16 protein-coding genes are annotated in these 19,966 nt (G+C 56.4%); 7 read left to right on the forward strand and 9 right to left on the reverse strand.

Annotated elements, in window-relative coordinates; all coding sequences use genetic code 11:
- Positions 1-20: 20 nt before the first annotated feature.
- The 6 genes from C0557_RS02805 (at position 21) to folA (ending at position 5,989) form a co-directional block, all read left to right on the forward strand.
- Complete coding sequence (locus C0557_RS02805) at positions 21-971, forward strand: 2-hydroxyacid dehydrogenase (protein ID WP_208657419.1); 951 nt, start codon at positions 21-23, stop codon at positions 969-971.
- Between the two features lie 29 nt (positions 972-1,000).
- Positions 1,001-2,308: an MFS transporter gene (locus tag C0557_RS02810; protein WP_208657420.1), complete on the forward strand. Its 1,308-nt coding sequence runs from the start codon at positions 1,001-1,003 to the stop codon at positions 2,306-2,308.
- A gap of 11 nt (positions 2,309-2,319) precedes the next feature.
- Entirely contained in the window at positions 2,320-2,814 is a 495-nt protein-coding gene (locus C0557_RS02815) for a heme-degrading domain-containing protein (protein ID WP_208657421.1), read from the forward strand.
- A 122-nt stretch (positions 2,815-2,936) separates the two neighbouring features.
- On the forward strand, positions 2,937-3,467 hold the full coding sequence (gene kefF / locus C0557_RS02820) for a glutathione-regulated potassium-efflux system oxidoreductase KefF (protein WP_208657422.1): 531 nt from the start codon (positions 2,937-2,939) through the stop codon (positions 3,465-3,467).
- Entirely contained in the window at positions 3,460-5,322 is a 1,863-nt protein-coding gene (gene kefC, locus C0557_RS02825; protein ID WP_208657423.1) for a glutathione-regulated potassium-efflux system protein KefC, read from the forward strand. The genes kefF and kefC overlap by 8 nt, the downstream gene beginning before the upstream one ends.
- Before the next feature lie 187 nt (positions 5,323-5,509).
- A complete protein-coding gene (gene folA, locus C0557_RS02830) occupies positions 5,510-5,989 on the forward strand; it encodes a type 3 dihydrofolate reductase (protein WP_007373107.1) in 480 nt (159 codons plus the stop codon).
- A gap of 37 nt (positions 5,990-6,026) precedes the next feature.
- Here the strand turns inward: folA and apaH are convergent, their stop codons facing one another.
- The 6 genes from apaH to lptD are packed head-to-tail and all read right to left on the reverse strand — an operon-like array spanning position 6,027 to position 12,748.
- Positions 6,027-6,875 (reverse strand): bis(5'-nucleosyl)-tetraphosphatase (symmetrical) ApaH, encoded by an 849-nt coding sequence (apaH, locus tag C0557_RS02835; RefSeq protein WP_208657424.1) that lies wholly within the window; start codon positions 6,873-6,875, stop codon positions 6,027-6,029.
- 4 nt (positions 6,876-6,879) lie between these two features.
- Positions 6,880-7,257 (reverse strand): Co2+/Mg2+ efflux protein ApaG, encoded by a 378-nt coding sequence (apaG, locus tag C0557_RS02840; RefSeq protein WP_035886540.1) that lies wholly within the window; start codon positions 7,255-7,257, stop codon positions 6,880-6,882.
- A 3-nt stretch (positions 7,258-7,260) separates the two neighbouring features.
- Positions 7,261-8,082, reverse strand: coding sequence for a 16S rRNA (adenine(1518)-N(6)/adenine(1519)-N(6))-dimethyltransferase RsmA (rsmA, locus tag C0557_RS02845; RefSeq protein ID WP_074774930.1), 822 nt, complete (start codon positions 8,080-8,082; stop codon positions 7,261-7,263).
- Entirely contained in the window at positions 8,079-9,065 is a 987-nt protein-coding gene (gene pdxA / locus C0557_RS02850) for a 4-hydroxythreonine-4-phosphate dehydrogenase PdxA (protein ID WP_208657425.1), read from the reverse strand. Before pdxA ends, rsmA begins: the two co-directional genes overlap by 4 nt.
- A complete protein-coding gene (gene surA / locus C0557_RS02855) occupies positions 9,066-10,352 on the reverse strand; it encodes a peptidylprolyl isomerase SurA (RefSeq protein WP_043955045.1) in 1,287 nt (428 codons plus the stop codon).
- A gap of 53 nt (positions 10,353-10,405) precedes the next feature.
- Positions 10,406-12,748, reverse strand: coding sequence for an LPS assembly protein LptD (gene lptD, locus C0557_RS02860; protein ID WP_208657426.1), 2,343 nt, complete (start codon positions 12,746-12,748; stop codon positions 10,406-10,408).
- Between the two features lie 196 nt (positions 12,749-12,944).
- Here lptD and djlA point away from each other — a divergent pair, with 196 nt between their 5' ends.
- Entirely contained in the window at positions 12,945-13,772 is an 828-nt protein-coding gene (djlA, locus tag C0557_RS02865) for a co-chaperone DjlA (protein ID WP_007373114.1), read from the forward strand.
- A 37-nt stretch (positions 13,773-13,809) separates the two neighbouring features.
- Here djlA and rluA read toward each other — a convergent pair whose 3' ends face one another.
- The 3 genes from rluA to polB all read right to left on the reverse strand — a co-directional run bounded on the left by rluA (position 13,810) and on the right by polB (position 19,905).
- Positions 13,810-14,469 (reverse strand): bifunctional tRNA pseudouridine(32) synthase/23S rRNA pseudouridine(746) synthase RluA, encoded by a 660-nt coding sequence (gene rluA / locus C0557_RS02870; protein WP_208657427.1) that lies wholly within the window; start codon positions 14,467-14,469, stop codon positions 13,810-13,812.
- 11 nt (positions 14,470-14,480) lie between these two features.
- Complete coding sequence (gene rapA / locus C0557_RS02875) at positions 14,481-17,387, reverse strand: RNA polymerase-associated protein RapA (RefSeq protein ID WP_208657428.1); 2,907 nt, start codon at positions 17,385-17,387, stop codon at positions 14,481-14,483.
- 160 nt (positions 17,388-17,547) lie between these two features.
- Positions 17,548-19,905, reverse strand: a complete 2,358-nt coding sequence (polB, locus tag C0557_RS02880) for a DNA polymerase II (protein WP_208657429.1) — start codon at positions 19,903-19,905, stop codon at positions 17,548-17,550.
- Between the last annotated feature and the right edge of the window lie 61 nt (positions 19,906-19,966).

Genomic DNA, 19,966 nt, shown 5'->3' on the forward strand with positions numbered 1-19,966 from the left:
ACTTTCAAACAGGTATCACGATGAATACAAAAACTAACCAGACCGTACTGCTGATCGCTCCTGTTGTAGACAGCCTGCTCGATCGCCTCTCCACTACTTTCACGGTGCATCGCCTTTATGAACAAGCTGACGCAGAGGCTTTTCTGCAACGCGTTGGGGCCGACATTCAGGTGGTGGTGACGCGTGGCGATATCGGCGTAACCAATCATGTTCTCGAAGCATTACCGCAGGTGGGGCTGGTGGCGCTGTTCGGCGTAGGCACCGATGCGGTTGATCTGCACTACACCCGTAAACGCAATATTGCTGTCACCATCACCTCTGGCGTGTTAACGCAAGGGGTGGCCGATCTGGCGATGGGGTTGCTGCTGGCGGGGGCGCGTCAACTCTGCCAGGGCGATCGTTTTGTCCGCGAGGGGCGCTGGTTAACCTCCGCGCCAGCGCTGGCAACGCAGGTCAGCGGCAAATGCATTGGCATCTTCGGTATGGGCAATATCGGCCAGGCCATCGCCCGTCGGGCCAGCGGTTTCGATATGGAGATCCTCTACAACGACCGGCAGCCGATTGCCGGGCTGGATTATCACTGGTGCGCAGATCTGCATACCCTCGCCCATGAGAGCGATTTTCTGGTGATTGCGGCTTCTGCCGGAGCAGCAAACCACAAACTGATCGATGCCTCGGTATTTAACGTGATGCCGAAACATGCCTGGTTAATTAACATCGCCCGCGGTTCACTGGTCGATGAAACGGCATTGATCCGCGCGTTACAAAACGGTGTTATCGCCGGTGCTGGCCTGGACGTTTATGAAGATGAACCGAATGTCCCGGCAGCGCTGATCGCGCTCGACAACGTTGTACTGCAACCGCACGTTGCCAGCGCAACGCATGAAACCCGACAAAAAATGAGCGATGTGGTGTACGCCAACGTTGCCGCTTATTTTGCTCAGGCGCCGCTGCCCAATGTGATTGCCTGATCCTCACCTCTGCCTCAGAGAGAAAACATATGAACACTAAAATACCCGGCACGCGCTGGTGGCGGATCATTGCGCCTGTGCTTATTGCCTGCATTATTTCGTTTATGGACAGGGTTAATATCAGCTTCGCGCTGCCCGGCGGTATGGAGGCGGATTTAGGCATCACCAGCCAGATGGCGGGCGTCGCCAGCGGGATCTTTTTTATCGGTTATTTGTTCTTGCAAATTCCTGGTGGGCGTAGCGCGGTAAACGGCAGCGGCAAGCGTTTTATCGCCTGGTCGCTGCTGGCGTGGGCGGTGGTTTCTGTCGCCACCGGATTCGTAACGCATGAATATCAACTGCTGGTGTTGCGCTTTATCCTTGGCGTTTCCGAAGGTGGCATGTTGCCAGTGGTGCTGACGATGGTCAGCAACTGGTTCCCGGAAAAAGAGGTAGGCCGGGCGAATGCGTTTGTCATGATGTTTGCCCCGCTTGGCGGCATGCTGACCGCACCGGTTTCCGGGGCGATCATCGCGGCGCTCGACTGGCGCTGGCTGTTTATCATCGAAGGGCTGCTTTCACTGGTGGTGCTGCTGGTGTGGTGGCGGCTGATCAGCGATCGGCCGGAAGAGGCGCACTGGCTGCCAGCCAGCGAACGCGAATATCTGGTCACCACGCTGGCGCGCGAGCGCGAAGCGCGGCTGGCGGAAGAGGCGGTCAGCAATGCGCCGGTAAAAGATGTGTTTCGCAATGCCGGCCTGATGAAGCTGGTGGTGCTCAACTTCTTCTATCAAACCGGGGATTATGGTTACACCCTGTGGTTGCCGACGATCCTGAAAAATCTGACCGGTGCCAATATGGCCGGAGTCGGGCTTCTGGCGATCTTACCTTTTGTTGCCACGCTTGCCGGGATCTATACCATCTCGCTGTTCAGCGATCGCAGCGGTAAGCGTCGCGCCTGGGTGCGCCTCTCCCTTTACTGTTTCGCCGCCTCACTGCTGGCTTCGGTATTGTTACGTGAACATGTGGTGGCGGCTTATATTGCGCTGGTGATGTGCGGTTTCTTCCTCAAGGCGGCGACCAGCCCGTTCTGGTCTATTCCCGGAAGAATTGCCTCGCCGGAAGTGGCCGGTAGCGCGCGTGGCGTGATCAACGGTCTGGGCAATCTGGGTGGTTTCTGCGGCCCGTATCTGGTCGGCGTGATGATCTACTTTTACGGGCAGAATGTGGCCGTCTGCGCCCTGGCGGGTTCACTGATGATTGCCGGGACGATCACCTTCCTGTTGCCGAAGAAATGCGACCTGCAAGCCGATGATCGGGTTCTGGTCAGCAGCGACGATCAGCCGCATCGCGCATAGCGGAGAGCACCATGACACTGGAGCAACAGATCGCATTATGCGAAAGCCACCACGCCAAATTGCGCTTTCCGGCCTTCGATTATGCGGATGCCTGGACGCTGGGGAGTGCGTTATACCAGGCGGCACTGCGCAACGACTATGCGCTGGCGATTGAGATTCGTATCAATCAACTGTGCCTGTTCAGCGCGCTAATGCCCCGCGCGACGGCAGAAAACGTGGATTGGGTGCGGCGTAAACGTAATCTGGTGGATTTTCTCGGCATCAGCTCCTGGGCTGCCGGGTTGATGCTGCAATCCCGTGGCACGACGCTGAGTGAACGTTATGGCGTGGATGCGCGAGACTATGCGGCATTTGGCGGCAGTTATCCGCTTTATCTGACCAGCGGTTGCCTGATAGGTACGGTGACGGTCTCCGGCGCGCCGCAGCGTGATGATCATAACCTCGTGCTGAGTACGCTGGCACAGACGCTGAATGTCTCGCCACTGACGCTCGTCCCTCCGATGTAACTCCCTTCACTGGCAGGCGCGCGAGTTGCGCCTGCCATTCCCGCACAGATTGTCGCTTTAAGCCTGATGATTAACTGTCTACACTCTCAAGAAAAAGAACGCAGTGAAAAACAGGTTGATCGATGATCCTTATAATTTATGCCCATCCTTATCCGCAGCATTCGCATGCGAATAAGCGAATGATTGAGCAGGCAAGGACGCTGGAAGGCGTCGAAATCCGTTCTCTCTATGAGCTATACCCCGACTTTAATATTGATATAGCCGCCGAGCAGGAGGCGCTTTTCCGCGCTTCGCTGGTTATCTGGCAACATCCGATGCAGTGGTACAGCGTTCCGCCGTTGCTGAAACTCTGGCTGGATAAAGTGTTGTCGCATGGCTGGGCCTATGGTCACGAGGGCACCGCGCTTAAAGGTAAAAACGTGATGTGGGCTGTGACCACTGGCGGCGGCGACCACCATTTTGATATTGGTTCGCACCCCGGTTTTGATGTGCTTTCGCAGCCGTTACAAGCCACCGCCATTTACTGCGGGATGAACTGGTTACCGCCTTTTGCCGTGCACTGTACTTTTATTTGCGACGATGAAACCCTGCAGGCGCAGGCGCGTCATTACAAACAACGTTTGCTGGAGTGGCAGGAGGCAGCACATGGATAGCCATTCATTAATACAGGCGCTGATCTACCTCGGTTCGGCTGCGCTGGTTGTCCCCATCGCTGTACGATTGGGGCTGGGGTCGGTGCTTGGCTACCTGATTGCTGGCGGCATTATTGGCCCGTGGGGATTGCGCCTGGTGACCGATGCCGAATCCATTCTCCATTTCGCCGAAATTGGCGTGGTGCTGATGCTTTTCGTGATTGGCCTTGAGCTGGATCCGCAACGATTGTGGAAGTTGCGCGCTTCGGTGTTTGGCGGCGGCGCGCTGCAAATGGTGAGCTGCGGCCTGCTGCTTGGCGTGTTTTGCGCCCTGCAGGGGCTGGCGTGGCCAGTGGCGCTGCTGATTGGTCTGACGCTGGCGCTCTCTTCCACTGCGATTGCCATGCAGGCGATGAATGAACGTAACCTGACGGTTTCGCAAATGGGGCGCAGCGCCTTCTCGGTGCTGCTGTTCCAGGATATCGCGGCCATCCCGCTGGTGGCGATGATTCCGCTGCTGGCGGCCAGCGGCGGTGCGATGACGTTAAGCGCTTTTACCCTTTCGGCGCTGAAAGTAGTGGGCGCGCTGGCGCTGGTAGTGCTGATTGGGCGTTATGTCGCCCGTCCGGCGTTGCGTTTTGTTGCTCGCTCCGGGCTGCGGGAAGTGTTCTGCGCCGTGGCGCTGTTTCTGGTGTTCGGCTTTGGGTTATTGCTGGAAGAGGCGGGATTGTCGATGGCGATGGGCGCCTTCCTTGCCGGGGTGTTACTGGCCAGCTCTGAATATCGTCACGCGCTGGAAAGCGACATCGAACCGTTTAAAGGCCTGCTGCTGGGGCTGTTCTTTATTGGCGTCGGCATGTCCATCGACTTCGGTACGCTGGTGACACACCCGCTGCGTATCCTGCTGTTGCTGGTGGGTTTCCTGGTGATTAAAAGCGTGGTGCTGTGGCTGATCGCCCGCCCGCTACGCGTGCCGGGTAAACAGCGGATGTGGTTTGCCGCGCTGCTGGGGCAGGGGAGTGAATTCGCTTTTGTGGTGTTTGGCGCCGCGCAAACCGCGCAGGTGCTCGATCCGGAATGGGCGAAAGCGCTAACGCTGACCGTCGCGTTATCAATGGCGGCGACGCCAGTTCTGCTGGTGCTGCTGGCGCGGCTGGAAACTGCCGGTTCACAGCAGGAGCGCGAAGCCGATGAGATCGATGAAGAAGAGGCGCGGGTGATTATCGCCGGATTTGGTCGTTTTGGTCAGATAGCCGGGCGTCTGCTGCTTTCCAGCGGCGTGAAAATGGTGGTGCTTGACCACGATCCCGATCATATCGAAACGCTGCGTAAATTCGGCATGAAAGTCTTCTATGGTGATGCCACGCGCGTCGATCTGCTGGAGTCCGCCGGTGCCGGGCGTGCTGAGGTGCTGATTAATGCGATTGACGATCCACAGGCCAGCCTGCAATTGACGGAGCTGGCAAAAGAGCACTTCCCGGATCTGCGCATTATTGCCCGCGCCCGCGATGTTGATCACTATATCCGCCTGCGACAGGCGGGCGTAGACAGACCGGAGCGTGAAACCTTCGAAGCGGCGCTGAAAACCGGGCGTCTGGCGCTGGAAGGGTTAGGGTTAGGCCCCTATGAAGCCCGCGAGCGTGCCGACCATTTCCGCCGTTTCAATACGTCGATGGTGGAAGAGATGGCGCAGGTCGAGAATGATGCGCAGGCGCGCGCCGCCGTGTTTAAGCGCACCAGCGCCATGTTGACGGAAATCATCTCAGAGGATCGCGCACATCTTTCGTTAACACAGCGTCATGGCTGGCAGGGAACGGAAGAGGGGCGGCATACGGACGATCCGGCAGACGAACCGGCGGTGAAACCGCAGGTGTGAATCTGTTCAGGCTGGTTTACGGATAACGTTTTGAATTAAAGCGAGTGGAAAGCTGGCGGTGCAGCAACAGGTTGCGGTATCGCCAGCAGAATGAAAAATTTTCTTATCCTTTGCCTTGCCCCCCATCGACGAAAGATTGTGCTTTCCGTATAGTGGCGACAATTTTTTTGCATCCAGGAATGAATGAATGATCAGTCTGATTGCCGCGCTAGCCGTGGATCGCGTGATTGGTATGGAGAACGCCATGCCGTGGAATTTACCGGCCGATCTCGCCTGGTTTAAGCGCAATACCTTAAACAAACCGGTGGTGATGGGGCGTCTGACGTGGGAATCCATCGGCCGTCCGTTACCGGGGCGCAAGAACATTGTGATCAGTAGCCAGCCGGGTACTGACGATCGTGTCGAATGGGTGAAATCCGTGGATGAAGCGATTGCCGCCTGCGGCGATGTGGAAGAGATCATGGTGATCGGCGGCGGGCGTGTTTACGAACAGTGTCTGCCGAAGGCGCAGCGCCTCTACCTGACGCACATTGATGCGGAAGTGGAAGGCGATACCCACTTCCCGGATTACGACCCGGACGACTGGGAATCGGTATTTAGCGAATTCCATGATGCGGATGCGCAGAACTCGCATAGCTACTGCTTTGAGATCCTCGAGCGCCGCTAAGATGTCACCCCGGCGCGGGCCGCCGCCGGGGAATCCTTTAAGAGGCTATCGCCTCGCCATCCCCTAAATCCATCTGGCGATTTGACGGTTGCGTGAAGTACATTTTGTCTTCCCAGCGCAGGCAGGTCAGTACGCCGCCCCAGCAGCAGCCGGTATCCAGCGCGTAAATCCCTTCCGGTGTGCCAGCGCCTTCCAGCGATGCCCAGTGGCCAAAGGCAATGCTGTACTCCTGCGAAACCGGTCCCGGAATTGAGAACCACGGTTTAAGCGGTGCAGGCGCATACTCGGGAATATCCTTGCAGTACATATCCAACTGCCCGTTCGGGAAGCAGTAACGCATACGCGTGAAGGCATTAGTGATAAAGCGCAGGCGGGCAAGCCCACTGAGTTCCGGCGTCCAGTGGTTTGGCAGATCGCCGTACATGGCATCCAGGAATAGCGGATAGGAATCGCTGGAAAGCACCGCTTCGATATCGCGCGCGCAGTGTATCGCCGTCGGCAAATCCCACTGCGGGGTGATCCCGGCATGCGCCATCACCAGCTTTTTCTCTTCGTCGATTTGCAGCAGCGGCTGGCGACGCAGCCAGTTGATCAGCTCGTCGGCGTCGGGCGCTTCCAGCAATAAATTGAGCCGGTCTTTGGGTTTGTTGCGGCTGATACCGGCGAAGACGGCCAGCAGATGCAGATCGTGATTGCCCAGTACGATGCGTACGCTGTCGCCCAGTGATTTGACGTAACGCAGTACATCCAGCGACCCCGGCCCACGGGCGACTAAATCGCCGGTAAGCCAGAGGGTGTCTTGCTCTGGTGAAAATTCAACCTGTTTTAACAGCGCGATCAGTTCATCATAGCAACCATGAACGTCACCAATCAGATATGTAGCCATTGGATTAATGAATCAGTATTGGAACAGCGAGTCGGAAGACCGGGACGGCGATGCGAAACGCAGTGCCCTGCGCGTCGATCATTTCGTAGTGGCCCTGCATGGTGCCCATCGGCGTCTCGATAACCGCGCCGCTGGTGTATTGATATTCGCCGCCCGGCTCAATGTGCGGCTGTTCACCGACGACACCTTCGCCCTGCACTTCCGTTTCGCGGCCATTTCCATTGGTGATCAGCCAGTAGCGTTTCAACAACTGGACAGGGGTTCGCCCCAGGTTCCGGATGGTGATGGTGTAAGCAAACACATAACGTTCATCGTCGGGGGTTGACTGAGACTCAATGTAGACGCTTTGTACCTGAACACAAACTCGGGGCGAATTGATCATGAGTTAACTCTCCTTCGGCGGCGCATTTTCCGTCAGGTAGTTGGCTAACTGACAGTACTGCGCAACAGAGATATTTTCCGCGCGCATCGTCGGGTCGATCCCCAGCGATGCCAGCACCTCAACCGTAAACACATTGCCGAGGCTATTGCGGATGGTTTTACGACGCTGGTTAAAGGCTTCGGTGGTAATGCGGCTCAGCGCGCGAATCTCTTTGACCGGATGCGGCAACGTAGTGTACGGCACCAGACGAACCACGGCAGAATCCACCTTCGGCGGCGGCGCGAAAGCTGTCGGAGGCACTTCCAGCACCGGAATAATCTGACAGTAGTACTGCGCCATCACGCTTAACCGACCATACGCCTTACTGTTTGGTCCTGCAACCAGACGATTTACCACCTCTTTCTGCAACATAAAGTGCATATCGGCAATGGCATCAGTATAGCTAAACAGATGGAACATCAATGGCGTGGAGATGTTATACGGCAGGTTGCCGAAAACACGCAGCGGCTGACCGAGCGTTTGCGACAGCTCGCCAAAATTCATGGTCATCGCATCTTGCTGATAAATTGTCAGTTTTGGCGCGAGGAACGGATGTGTTTGCAGGCGGGCAGCCAGATCGCGGTCAAGTTCGATAACTGTCAGCTTATCCAGACGTTCGCCAACCGGCTCGGTCAGTGCGCCAAGGCCCGGACCGATTTCAACTATCGCCTGACCCTTTTGTGGGTTGATGGCCGATACGATGCTGTCGATCACGAACTGGTCGTGGAGAAAGTTTTGCCCGAAGCGTTTACGGGCTAAGTGGCCCTGATGGACTCGATTAGTCATTGAGTATTAACAATCATTTTGATGGCGAGGTTAAGCGCCGTAATAAAACTGCCGACATCTGCTGTTCCATGGCCCGCCAGTTCCAGCGCGGTGCCGTGGTCAACGGATGTGCGAATAAAAGGTAAACCGAGAGTGATATTCACGCCGCGGCCAAAGCCCTGGTATTTTAGCACGGGCAGACCCTGATCGTGGTACATCGCCAGTACGGCGTCGGCATTATCAAGGTATTTGGGCTGAAATAGCGTATCGGCAGGTAGCGGACCGCTCAAATTCATACCGCTGGCTCGCATTTCTTCCAGCACCGGAATGATCGTATCGATCTCTTCCGTCCCCATGTGCCCGCCTTCACCTGCGTGTGGATTCAGCCCGCAGACCAGAATGTGCGGATGGCGGATACCAAATTTCTGCTGTAAATCCCCGTGCAGGATGCTAATCACTTCGCGCAGCAACGCTGGCGTAATCGCTTGTGCAACGTCTTTGAGCGGCAAATGGGTGGTTGCCAGCGCAACGCGTAGCTCTTCGGTGGCCAGCATCATCACCACTTTGGCGGCGTGCGAGCGCTCCTCGAAAAACTCCGTATGCCCGGTAAACGGCGTACCCGCGTCGTTGATCACCCCTTTATGTACCGGGCCGGTTACCAGCGCTGCAAATTCACCGTTCAGGCAGCCATCGCAGGCGCGGGCAAGGGTTTTCACAACATAAGGGCCGTTAAGAGGGGTGAGGACGCCCGGCGTCACCGGCGCATACAACGGAAGAGGCAGCACGGTTAAGGTACCGGCTTGCTGCGCAACCGCAGCAGCGGCGGGATCGTAATCCCGAAGCTGCAACGGCAGACCGAGCAGGGCTGCCCGGTCGGCTAACAGCGTTGCGTCTGCACAGATAACCAGTTCAACCGGCCAGTCGCGCTGGGCGAGCTGAACCACCAGATCCGGACCAATCCCGGCGGGCTCGCCGGGAGTGATAACGACACGCTGTGTTTTCATTTAGTTGCTCAGGATTTTCACGTAGGCGCTGGCGCGTTGCTCCTGCATCCAGGTTGCCGCCTCTTCAGAGAATTTGCGGTTCATCAGCATGCGATACGCTCTGTCTTTCTGCGCGGCGTCCGTTTTATCAACGTTACGCGAATCGAGCATTTCGATCAGGTGCCAGCCGAAGGATGAGTGCACCGGGCCGCTCATCTGGCCGCGTTTCAGCTTCATCAGCGCATCACGGAATGCCGGATCGTAAATATCCGCTGCCGCCCAACCCAGATCGCCGCCCTGGTTTGCAGAGCCCGGATCCTGGGAGAACTCTTTCGCTGCATTAGCAAACGTGGTTTTACCGCTCTTAATGTCCGCTGCGATCTCTTCCAGTTTCACGCGAGCCTGATCGTCGCTCATGATGGGTGACGGTTTCAGCAGGATATGACGAGCGTGAACTTCCGTCACAGAGATGTTCTGAGACTGGCCGCGCAGATCGTTAACTTTCAGGATATGGAAACCGACGCCGGAACGAATCGGCCCGATGATATCGCCTTTTTTCGCCGTGCTCAGCGCCTGAGCGAAGATGCTTGGCAGCTCCTGAATGCGTCCCCAACCCATCTGGCCGCCTTTCAGCGCCTGCTGATCGGCAGAGTAGGTGATCGCCAGCTTGCCGAAATCATCGCCTTTACGCGCCTGATCGACAATGGAACGCGCCTGGTTTTCGGCTTCGTTAACTTGATCCGACGTCGGGTTTTCCGGCAGCGGGATCAGGATGTGGCTCAGGTTCAGTTCGGTGCTGGCATCGTTTTGGTTCCCCACCTGCTGCGCCAGGGCATCCACTTCCTGCGGCAGGACAGTCACACGACGGCGCACTTCACCGTTGCGCACTTCAGAGATGATCATCTCTTTGCGGATCTGGTTGCGATAGGTGTTGTAATTCACCCCATCGTAAGCCAGACGGCTGCGCAATTGATCCATAGACATATTGTTCTGTTTGGCAATGTCGGCGATGGCGGCATCAAGCTGCTCGTCCGTCACTTTGACACCCATTTTGGTGCCCATCTGCAGAATGATTTGATCCATGATCAGACGTTCAAGGATCTGATGGCGCAGCGTGGCGTCGTCCGGCAGTTGCTGACCCGCCTGGCCTGCGTTGGCCTTTACGGACTGCATCATGCTATCAACGTCACTTTCAAGCACTACGCCGTTATTGACGACGGCAGCGACTTTATCAACAACCTGAGGCGCAGCAAAACTGGTATTCGCAACCATAGCGATACCGAGAAGCAGCGTTTTCCAGTTCTTCATACCTTTTCCATTTCAATTAACCGCAATGCGGATTACGTTGCAAATCAAACAGATCACATTGAACTACGGTACGGCAGAATGTTTGAACGCAGCATTTGTTGCGTACCCAAACCGTAGTTAGAACTCAGACCGCGCAGCTCAATGTTGAAACCGATGACGTTGTCATACTTGCTTTGGTCATTTTGCCAGCCGTTAATTTTCCGCTCATAACCGACGCGGAGAGCATAACAGCAGGAGTTGTACTGCAAGCCAACCATCTGGTCAGCGGATTTGTGTGTATTAGTGTCGAAATAGTAAGCCCCGACGATCGACCAGCGGTCAGCAATCGGCCAGCTTCCGGCAGCACCCACCTGCGAAATACCATCTTTATACTGCGCGGAAGTCGCGTAGCTTGGCAGCGTTGCCTGAATGTATTCCGGGCTGGCGTAACGGTAGCTCAGTTGCAGCATACGGTCTTCATCACGACGATATTCCAGTGACGAGCTGCTGTTGGCGATGGCATTCAGACGCGTGTCGTACTGCACGCCGCCGCGCAGACCCCAGCGATCCGAGATGCGCCAGTAGGTATCACCCGCCCAAACCAACGACCCCGTTTTGTTGTCTCTCTCCCAGTTAATGTTGTCATCACCGGTGCGGGACTCGGTGAAATAGTAAATTTGACCAACAGAAACGTTAAAACGTTCAACTGCCGCATCATCATAAATGCGCGTTGTGACGCCGGTGGTAACCTGGTTTGCAGAGGCGATACGGTCAAGCCCGCCGTAGGTGCGATCGCGGAACAGCCCGCTGTAGTCGGATTGTAAGAGCGTTGAGTCGTAGTTGTTGATATGGCTCTGATCGCGATACGGCACATACAGGTATTGCGCGCGTGGCTCCAGCGTTTGGGTATAACCTTCCGCCCAGTTCATATCACGTTCAAACACCATCTTGCCGTCCATCTTAAATTGCGGCATGACGCGGTTGACTGTCTCTTTGTAATCCGTGTTGTTACTTGCGTTGTAATCATCCAGATTGCTCTGCTGGTAGTGGGTCGCCAGCATTTTCACTTCAGTATCCAGGCTGCTCCAGTCGTTGGAGACGGGCAGACTTAACGTCGGCTCCAGATGAACACGCGTCGCTTCCGGATAGTTAGCGTTAGTATTTGTGAAATGAACCGCCTGGCCATACACACTCAAGTCAAACGGCCCAAGGTCATTGTGATACCAGTTCACATCCAACTGGGGTTCAGCGGCATAGGAGTTACTGTTTTCGCTGTCAAAGACCTGGAACTGTTTTGTCGATACCGTGGCGTTAAAGTTTTCCACCGCGTAACCCACGCTGAAGATCTGGGTCGCGTAGCCATCGGTACTGGATCCGTATTTCGATGAGAAGTCATTGAAGTAGTGAGAGTCACTGACCTTGGTATAGTTGGCATTAAAACGCCACACCTGATCCATTACGCCAGCATGCTGCCAGTAGAATAACCAGCGGTGGCGGTTGCTCTCCGTCGGGTACTCATCTTCGTAGACTTTGTCGGACGGCAGATAGTCAAATTCAACCAGGCCAGCCCCGGCTTGTGACAGATAGCGGAATTCGTTTTGCCACTGAATATTGCCACGTTTATGGATGTAGTGCGGCGTGATAGTCGCATCCATATTTGGCGCAATGTTCCAGTAGTACGGCAGGTAAAACTCGAAATAGTTACTGGTGCTGTACTTGGCATTCGGGATCAAGAAACCGGAACGGCGTTTGTCACCGATCGGCAACTGCAAGTACGGGCTATAGAACACCGGCACGGGGCCGAGTTTAAAGCGCGCATTCCAGATCTCCGCGACCTGCTCCTGGCGATCCTGAATCACTTCGCTACCCACGACGCTCCAGGTGTCAGAACCCGGCAAGCAGGAGGTAAAGGAGCCGTTATCCAGAATCGTATAGCGGTTTTGCCCACGCTGTTTCATCAGGTCGGCGGTGCCACGCCCCTGACGACCCACCATCTGGTAATCACCCTGCCAGACGTTGGTGTCTTTGGTATTCAGGTTTGACCAGGCTTTAGGACCTTTCAGGATGACCTGGTTATCGTCATAGTGCACATTACCCAGTGCATCCACTGTGCGTACCGGGTCTGTCTGACCTTCCGGCTGCTGCTGATGAAGCTGCACCTCATCGGCCTGCAAACGGCTATTCCCCTGATTAATATCGACATTGCCGGTAAAAACGGCATCGTCAGGGTAGTTGCCTTTTGCGTGATCGGCATTGATCGTCACCGGCAGGTTATTGGTATCACCCTGTACCAGCGGGCGATTGTAGCTGGGGACGCCAAGCATACATTGCGAGGCAAGATCGGCTGCCATTCCCTGCTGACTATAAAGGGCGGAGCCAATCATGGTGGCCAGGAGGGTGGGGATACGTTTTTTCATACGTTGTATTTGTTGTTCCGTCATCTGTGGCTTTACGCTGGCAAACGGTCTGAGACTAACTTACTCGCCTTTGCAACGCTAGTTTTAATCCTGCCCGCGTTCGAGCCAGGGAGAGAAGACTGCGCCTGTGCATGGCATTGAATGACGGGTATGATAAAGCAAATTTTAGCCGACGGCATGACGATTTGGGGAGTATATGCAGTATTGGGGAAAAGTGGTTGGTGTGGTCATCGCTCTTTTCATGGGCGGCGGCTTTTGGGGCGCGGTTCTGGGGCTGATTATCGGGCATATGTTTGATAAGGCGCGCAGCCGTAAAATGGCCTGGTTTGCTAACCAGCGTGAACGTCAGTCGCTCTTCTTCGCCACCACCTTTGAGGTGATGGGGCATCTGACCAAATCGAAAGGCCGCGTCACCGAAGCTGACATCCAGGTCGCCAGCCTTTTTATGGATCGCATGAATCTGCACGGCGAATCGCGTATGGCGGCACAACGCGCATTTCGCGACGGTAAAGCGGATAATTACCCGCTTCGCGACAAGATGCGTCAGTTCCGCAGCGTCTGTTTCGGCCGCTTCGATTTGATTCGGATGTTTCTGGAAATTCAAATCCAGGCCGCCTTTGCCGATGGCTCTCTGCACCCCAGCGAACGCGAAGTGTTGTATGTGATTGCTGAGGAACTGGGCATCTCGCGCCTGCAATTCGATCAATTCCTGCGCATGATGCAGGGCGGCGCGCAGTTTGGCGGCGGTTACCATTATCAGCAGCAGGCAGGTGGTAACGGCGGCGGCTGGCAGCAGGCGCAGCGTGGTCCGACGCTGGAAGATGCCTGTAATGTGCTGGGCGTGAAACCGACAGACGATGCGACAACCATCAAGCGTGCTTACCGCAAATTGATGGGTGAGCACCATCCGGACAAGCTGGTGGCAAAAGGTTTGCCGCCGGAGATGATGGAGATGGCAAAACAAAAAGCGCAGGAAATTCAGAAAGCTTACGAGCTGATTCGCGAGCAGAAGGGTTTTCGTTAAGCGTAATACTCCCCCGGCGCGCGGTCGGGGGAGAGTATTAAAAATCTACCGGTGCTTTGAACGTCATGCTATTGCCGAATTCCGGATGGGTAATGGTCAGTGTTTCGGCATGTAGCTGTAAACGCGGTGCCATCGCCAGCGCTTCCGGTGGTGCATAAAAGCGGTCGCCGAGAATCGGATGGCCAATAGCCAGCATATGTACACGCAGTTGATGCGAGCGACCCGTAATCGGCTTCAGCCGCACGCGGGCGTTGCCGTCATCATCCAGCGACAACACTTCATATTCGGTCTGCGCCGCCTTGCCGGTTTCGTAACACACTTTCTGCTTCGGGCGATTCGGCCAGTCGCAAATCAGCGGTAAATCCACCAGCCCTTCCGCTTTTTCCGGGTGGCCCCAGATGCGCGCCAGATACTGCTTTTTCGGCTCGCGCTCGCGGAACTGGCGCTTTAGCTCACGTTCGGCATTTTTGGTAAGCGCCACCACAATCACGCCGCTGGTAGCCATATCCAGGCGATGCACGGATTCAGCCTGCGGAAAGTCGCGCTGAATACGCGTCATCACACTGTCTTTGTGCTCACCAAGACGACCCGGTACCGACAACAAGCCGCTGGGCTTGTTGACGACCATAATGTGCTCATCCTGATAGAGAATAACCAGCCAGGGATCCTGCGGCGGATTGTAAGGCTCCATCACCATAAACCGCTCCGTTATTGATGCGTCACAACGATCAGACGCAGCGCGTCCAGTCGCCAGCTCGCCTGATCCAGGCTTTCCAGCACGTGCTGGCGATTACTTTCAATAGCGGCCAGTTCATCGTCACGAATGTTAGGGTTAACCGCACGCAGTGCTTCCAGACGCGACAGTTCAGCAGAGAGTTTCTCGTCTGCTTCGCTGCGGGCGGCATCAATCAGCGTGCGCGCTGCGCTCTCAACCTGCATTTCACCTTTTTGCAGAATGTTGTGCACATCCTGATGCACCGCGTTCACCAGCTTACTGCCGGTATGGCGGTTCACGGCGCTGAGCTGACGGTTAAAACTCTCAAACTCAACCTGTCCGGCCAGGTTGGTGCCGTTTTTATCCACCAGCAGGCGGATCGGCGTCGGCGGCAGGAAGCGGTTAAGCTGCAGATGCTTCGGCGCCTGCGCTTCCACAACGTAGATCAGCTCCAGCAACAGCGTACCGACCGGCAGCGCTTTGTTTTTCAGCAGCGAAATGGTACTGCTGCCGGTGTCGCCGGAGAGGATCAGATCCAGACCGTTGCGGATCAGTGGATGTTCCCAGGTGATGAACTGCGCATCCTCGCGGGAGAGCGCGACATCGCGATCGAAAGTGATGGTGCAGCCATCTTCCGGCAGGCCCGGGAAATCCGGTACCAACATATGATCGGACGGCGTCAGAACGATCATGTTTTCGCCGCGATCGTCCTGGTTAATCCCCACGATATCAAACAGGTTCATGGCAAAGGTGATAAGCGCGGTGTCATCATCCTGCTCTGCAATGCTTTCTGCCAGGGCTTGCGCTTTTTCGCCGCCGTTAGAGTGGATCTCCAGCAGACGGTCACGCCCTTGTTCCAGCTGCGTTTTCAGCGCGTCATGCTGCTCGCGGCAGGATTTGATCAACTGCTCAAACCCGTCGGTGTCTTCCGGCGCGGCCAGATAGTTAATCAGCTCGCCGTGGACGCTGTCGTAAATTGTGCGGCCGGTCGGGCAGGTATGTTCAAAGGCATCCAGCCCTTCGTGATACCAGCGGACCAGTACGGACTGCGCGGTTTTCTCCAGATACGGCACATGGATCTGAATATCGTGCGCCTGGCCGATACGATCCAGACGCCCGATACGCTGCTCCAGCAGATCCGGGTTAAACGGCAGATCGAACATCACCAGATGGCTGGCGAACTGGAAGTTACGACCTTCAGAGCCGATCTCCGAGCACAGCAGTACCTGCGCGCCGCTGTCCTCTTCGCCAAACCACGCGGCTGCACGGTCGCGTTCGATAATTGACATGCCTTCATGGAACACGGCCGCGCGAATGCCTTCGCGTTCACGCAGAACCTGCTCCAGTTGCAGCGCGGTCGCCGCTTTGGCGCAGATCACCAGGATTTTCTGGGAACGGTGGCTGGTCAGGTAGCCCATCAACCACTCTACGCGAGGGTCGAAGTTCCACCAGGTGCCGCTATCGCCTTCGAATTCCTGATAGATCTGTTCCGGATAGAGCATGTCGCGGGCGCGTTCTTCCAGACTCTTGCGCGCGCCCATAATGCCGGAAACTTTAATGGCGGTTTGATACTGGGTCGGCAGCGGCAATTTAACCGTATGCAGTTCGCGTTTCGGGAAGCCTTTCACGCCGTTGCGGGTGTTACGGAACAGCACGCGGCTGGTGCCGTGTCTGTCCATCAGCATAGTGATCAACTCCTGGCGCGCATCGACTGCACCGTCGCGGTCGCTGTTGGCGGTTTGCAGCAGCGGTTCGATATCCTGCTCGCCCACCAGATCGCTCAGCGTATTCAGATCGTCATTGCTAAGCCGTTCGCCTGCCAGCAGTAGCGCCACTGCATCAGCGACCGGACGATAGTTTTTCTGCTCTTCGACAAACTGGGCGAAGTCATGGAAACGGTTTGGATCAAGCAGGCGCAGACGGGCAAAGTGGCTCTCCATGCCCAGCTGTTCCGGCGTGGCGGTCAGCAGCAAAATACCGGGTACGCGCTCGGCCAGTTGCTCGATGGCGAGATATTCGCGGCTGGCTTCGTTTTCGCTCCACACCAGGTGATGCGCTTCGTCCACCACCAGCAGATCCCACTCCGCATCGCAAAGATGTTCGAGGCGCTGCTTGTTGCGGCGTACAAAATCGAGGGAGCAGATCACCAGTTGTTCGGTCTCAAACGGATTGTCCGCATCGTGTTGCGCTTCGGCATAGCGTTCATCGTCGAACAGGGCGAAGCGCAGGTTGAAGCGACGCAGCATCTCCACCAGCCACTGGTGTTGCAGGGTTTCCGGCACCACAATCAGCACGCGTTCCGCTGCGCCAGCGAGCAGTTGTTGATGCAGGATCATCCCGGCTTCAATGGTTTTCCCGAGGCCGACTTCATCCGCCAGCAGCACGCGCGGCGCATAGCGGCGACCGACATCATGAGCGATGTGCAACTGATGCGGGATCAGGTTAGTTCGCTGACCACGCAGGCCGCTCCACGGCATACGGTATTGCGCGCTTTGATAGTTGCGGGCACGAAAACGCAGCGCAAAACGGTCCATGCGGTCGATCTGCCCGGCAAACAGGCGATCCTGTGGTTTGCTGAATACCAGTTTGCTGTCGAGCAGCACTTCGCGCAGGATAACGTCGTTTTCCTGGGTATCCAGACGCGTTCCGGTGTAGGCAAGCAGTCCGTTTTCTTCTTTTACGTCTTCAATCGTTAACTGCCAGCCTTCATGGCTGGTAATTGTATCACCGGGGTTGAACATGACGCGGGTAACCGGGGAATCGCTACGGGCATACAGACGATTTTCTCCAGTGGCGGGGAAAAGGAGCGTAACCGTGCGCGCATCGATGGCAACGACTGTACCAAGTCCGAGTTCGCTTTCCGTGTCGCTAATCCAGCGTTGACCAAGTGTAAAGGGCATAAATGAACTCTATATCTCAAATTGCAGGCAATAGCTCGTCGCCGCCTGATGGGAGGCGGGCGCGAACAAAATTGGGACCAGAAAAAGGAAGGGCGCTATGGTACTGGATGACGTCACATTCGTATAGCCTGAAAAGTGCAGCTTTAATGCAAATGCGCCATTAAAACAGCCCCAGTTGCCCCGTAAGAAGTGTAGCAAAATCGTCGTCAATGAAAGGGAGAATTCCATCGGCGACCGGCTGTAACTGTTTACTGAGGTAGTGATCGTAATCGAGCGGCGAGCGCTGATAATCCACCGGCTCAGGGCCGCTGGTGGTCCAGACGTATTTAATGGTGCCGCGATTCTGATATTGCGCCGGGCGGCCGCGTTTAACGTTCTCTTCATCGGCCAGCCGGGCAGCGCGCACATGCGGTGGCACATTGCGCTCATACTCGCCCAGCGCGCGACGCAGACGCTTACGGTAGACCAGTTGCTCATCCAGTTCGCCCGCCATCAGGCTGGCGATCGTCTCCCGTACGTAATCCTGATACGGTTCGTTACGAAATACGCGCAGATAGAGCGTTTGCTGAAACTGCTGCGCCAGCGGCGTCCAGTCGGTGCGCACCGTTTCCAGCCCCTTAAACACCATGCGCTGGTTATCACCTTCCTGAATCAGCCCGGCGTAGCGCTTTTTACTGCCCTGCTCGGTGCCGCGAATGGTCGGCATCAGAAAACGGCAGAAATGAGTTTCAAACTCCAGCTCCAGCGCGCTCTCCAGCCTCTCATTTTGCAAATGCGCCGCCCACCAGGCGTTGACGTGTTCCACCAGTGATTTACCGATGCGCGCCGCCTCTTCTTCGCTGTGCGCCTTCTTCAGCCAGACGAAGGTCGAATCGGTATCGCCGTAAATAACATCAAAGCCCTGTTCTTCAATCAGCGCTTTGGTCTGGCGCATGATCTGATGGCCGCGCATGGTGATCGATGACGCCAGCCGGGGATCGAAAAAGCGGCACGCGCTGGTGCCGAGCACGCCGTAAAAGGCGTTCATGATGATCTTTAATGCCTGCGACAGCGGTTTATTTCCCTGTCGTTTGGCATCATCGCGCCCGTGCCAGATTTGGCCGACAATCTCCGGCAGGCAGTGTTTCTCGCGCGAAAACCACGCGCCAAGAAAGCCTTCGGTGCTGTACGCGGGCTCCGGCTGCGCCATGCCTTCCACCAGACCGACCGGATCGATGAGAAAGGTACGGATAATCGAGGGATAAAGACTTTTGTAATCCAGCACCAGCACCGAATCGTAAAGCCCCGGACGGGAATCCATCACGTAGCCGCCTGGGCTTGCCTGCGGCGGCACACCGCCGAGATTCGGCGCCACGAAACCTGCGCGGTGCATGCGCGGGAAATAGAGATGGCTGAAAGCGGCGACCGAACCGCCGTGCCGGTCTACCGGCAATCCGTTGACCGTGGCGCGCTCCAGCAGAAACGGCATAATCTCCGTTTTATGGAAGATGCGCGTCACCAGCTCGCAATCCTTCAGGTTATAGGTGGCGAGCGCCGGTTTATTTTCGGCGAAGCGGCGGTCGATCTCGTCCATTCGATCCCACGGGTTGTCGATGGCTTTGCCTTCGCCGAGCAGTTCCTGCGATACCGCTTCCAGCGAAAAAGAGGAGAAATTCCAGAAAGCGGACTTCAGCGCTTCGATGCCGTCGATAATCAGCCGACCAGTGGCCTGCGCGAAGAAGACGCCATTTTTAAAACCGTGTTCGCGCCACTCCAGCTCGCTGCCGTGCCGTCCCAGGGTAAGCGGCACGCGGTAACGCTCGGCGCTTTTTTGCAGTACGCGCAGATCGAACTGCACCACGTTCCAGCCGATGATGACATCCGGATCGTGCGCGGCGAACCAGGCGTTGAGTTTTTCCAGCAGTTGCGGGCGGCTGGAAACATATTCCAGATCGAAATCCAGCCCCTGCGCGCTGCCGTTTTCTGGCCCCAGCATATAGACCGTGCGCTGCCCGCAGCCTTCCAGACCGATGCAGTAAAGCTCGCCGTGGCGGCTGGTTTCGATATCCAGCGACACCCATTTCAGCGGCGGGCGATAGTGGGGATTGGGTTTGAGACGAGCATTGATCAGCGCGTCGCCCTGCGGTTCGCCATCCACCCATACCGGCGCGGTGATAAAGCGCTCCATCAGAAAGCGCTCCGGCGGGCGAACATCGGCTTCGTAGAGCGTTACGCCGCCTTCGCGCAGCAGCTTTTCCAGACGCATCAGCTGGCGATGAGCGCGGCAATAGAGGCCGAACACAGGCTGGCGGTGGAAATCGCACAGTTCGAGCGGCGTGAGTCGCCACTGTTTTTCATTGCTTAACAGGCGGCGGGCCATTTCCACCTGCGCGGCGGGGATAAAGGCCACCGACTCCTGCGGCGGCAGCACAACGCGCAACGGGCCGTTATCCGTCGCCAGCCAGAATTCCACCTCTGTGCCGCCAGGGGTATCCCGCCAGTGCCGGGTTAATAAAAAGCCTTCTCGCGCCTGCGCCACAGCGTTCTCTCATAAAATAAAACCAGGCGAGATTATAGCCTGGTTTATGCAGTTATGCTGT

It is taken from the genome of Kosakonia sp. MUSA4, assembly GCF_013085925.1.
Lineage (GTDB): Bacteria > Pseudomonadota > Gammaproteobacteria > Enterobacterales > Enterobacteriaceae > Kosakonia > Kosakonia sacchari_B.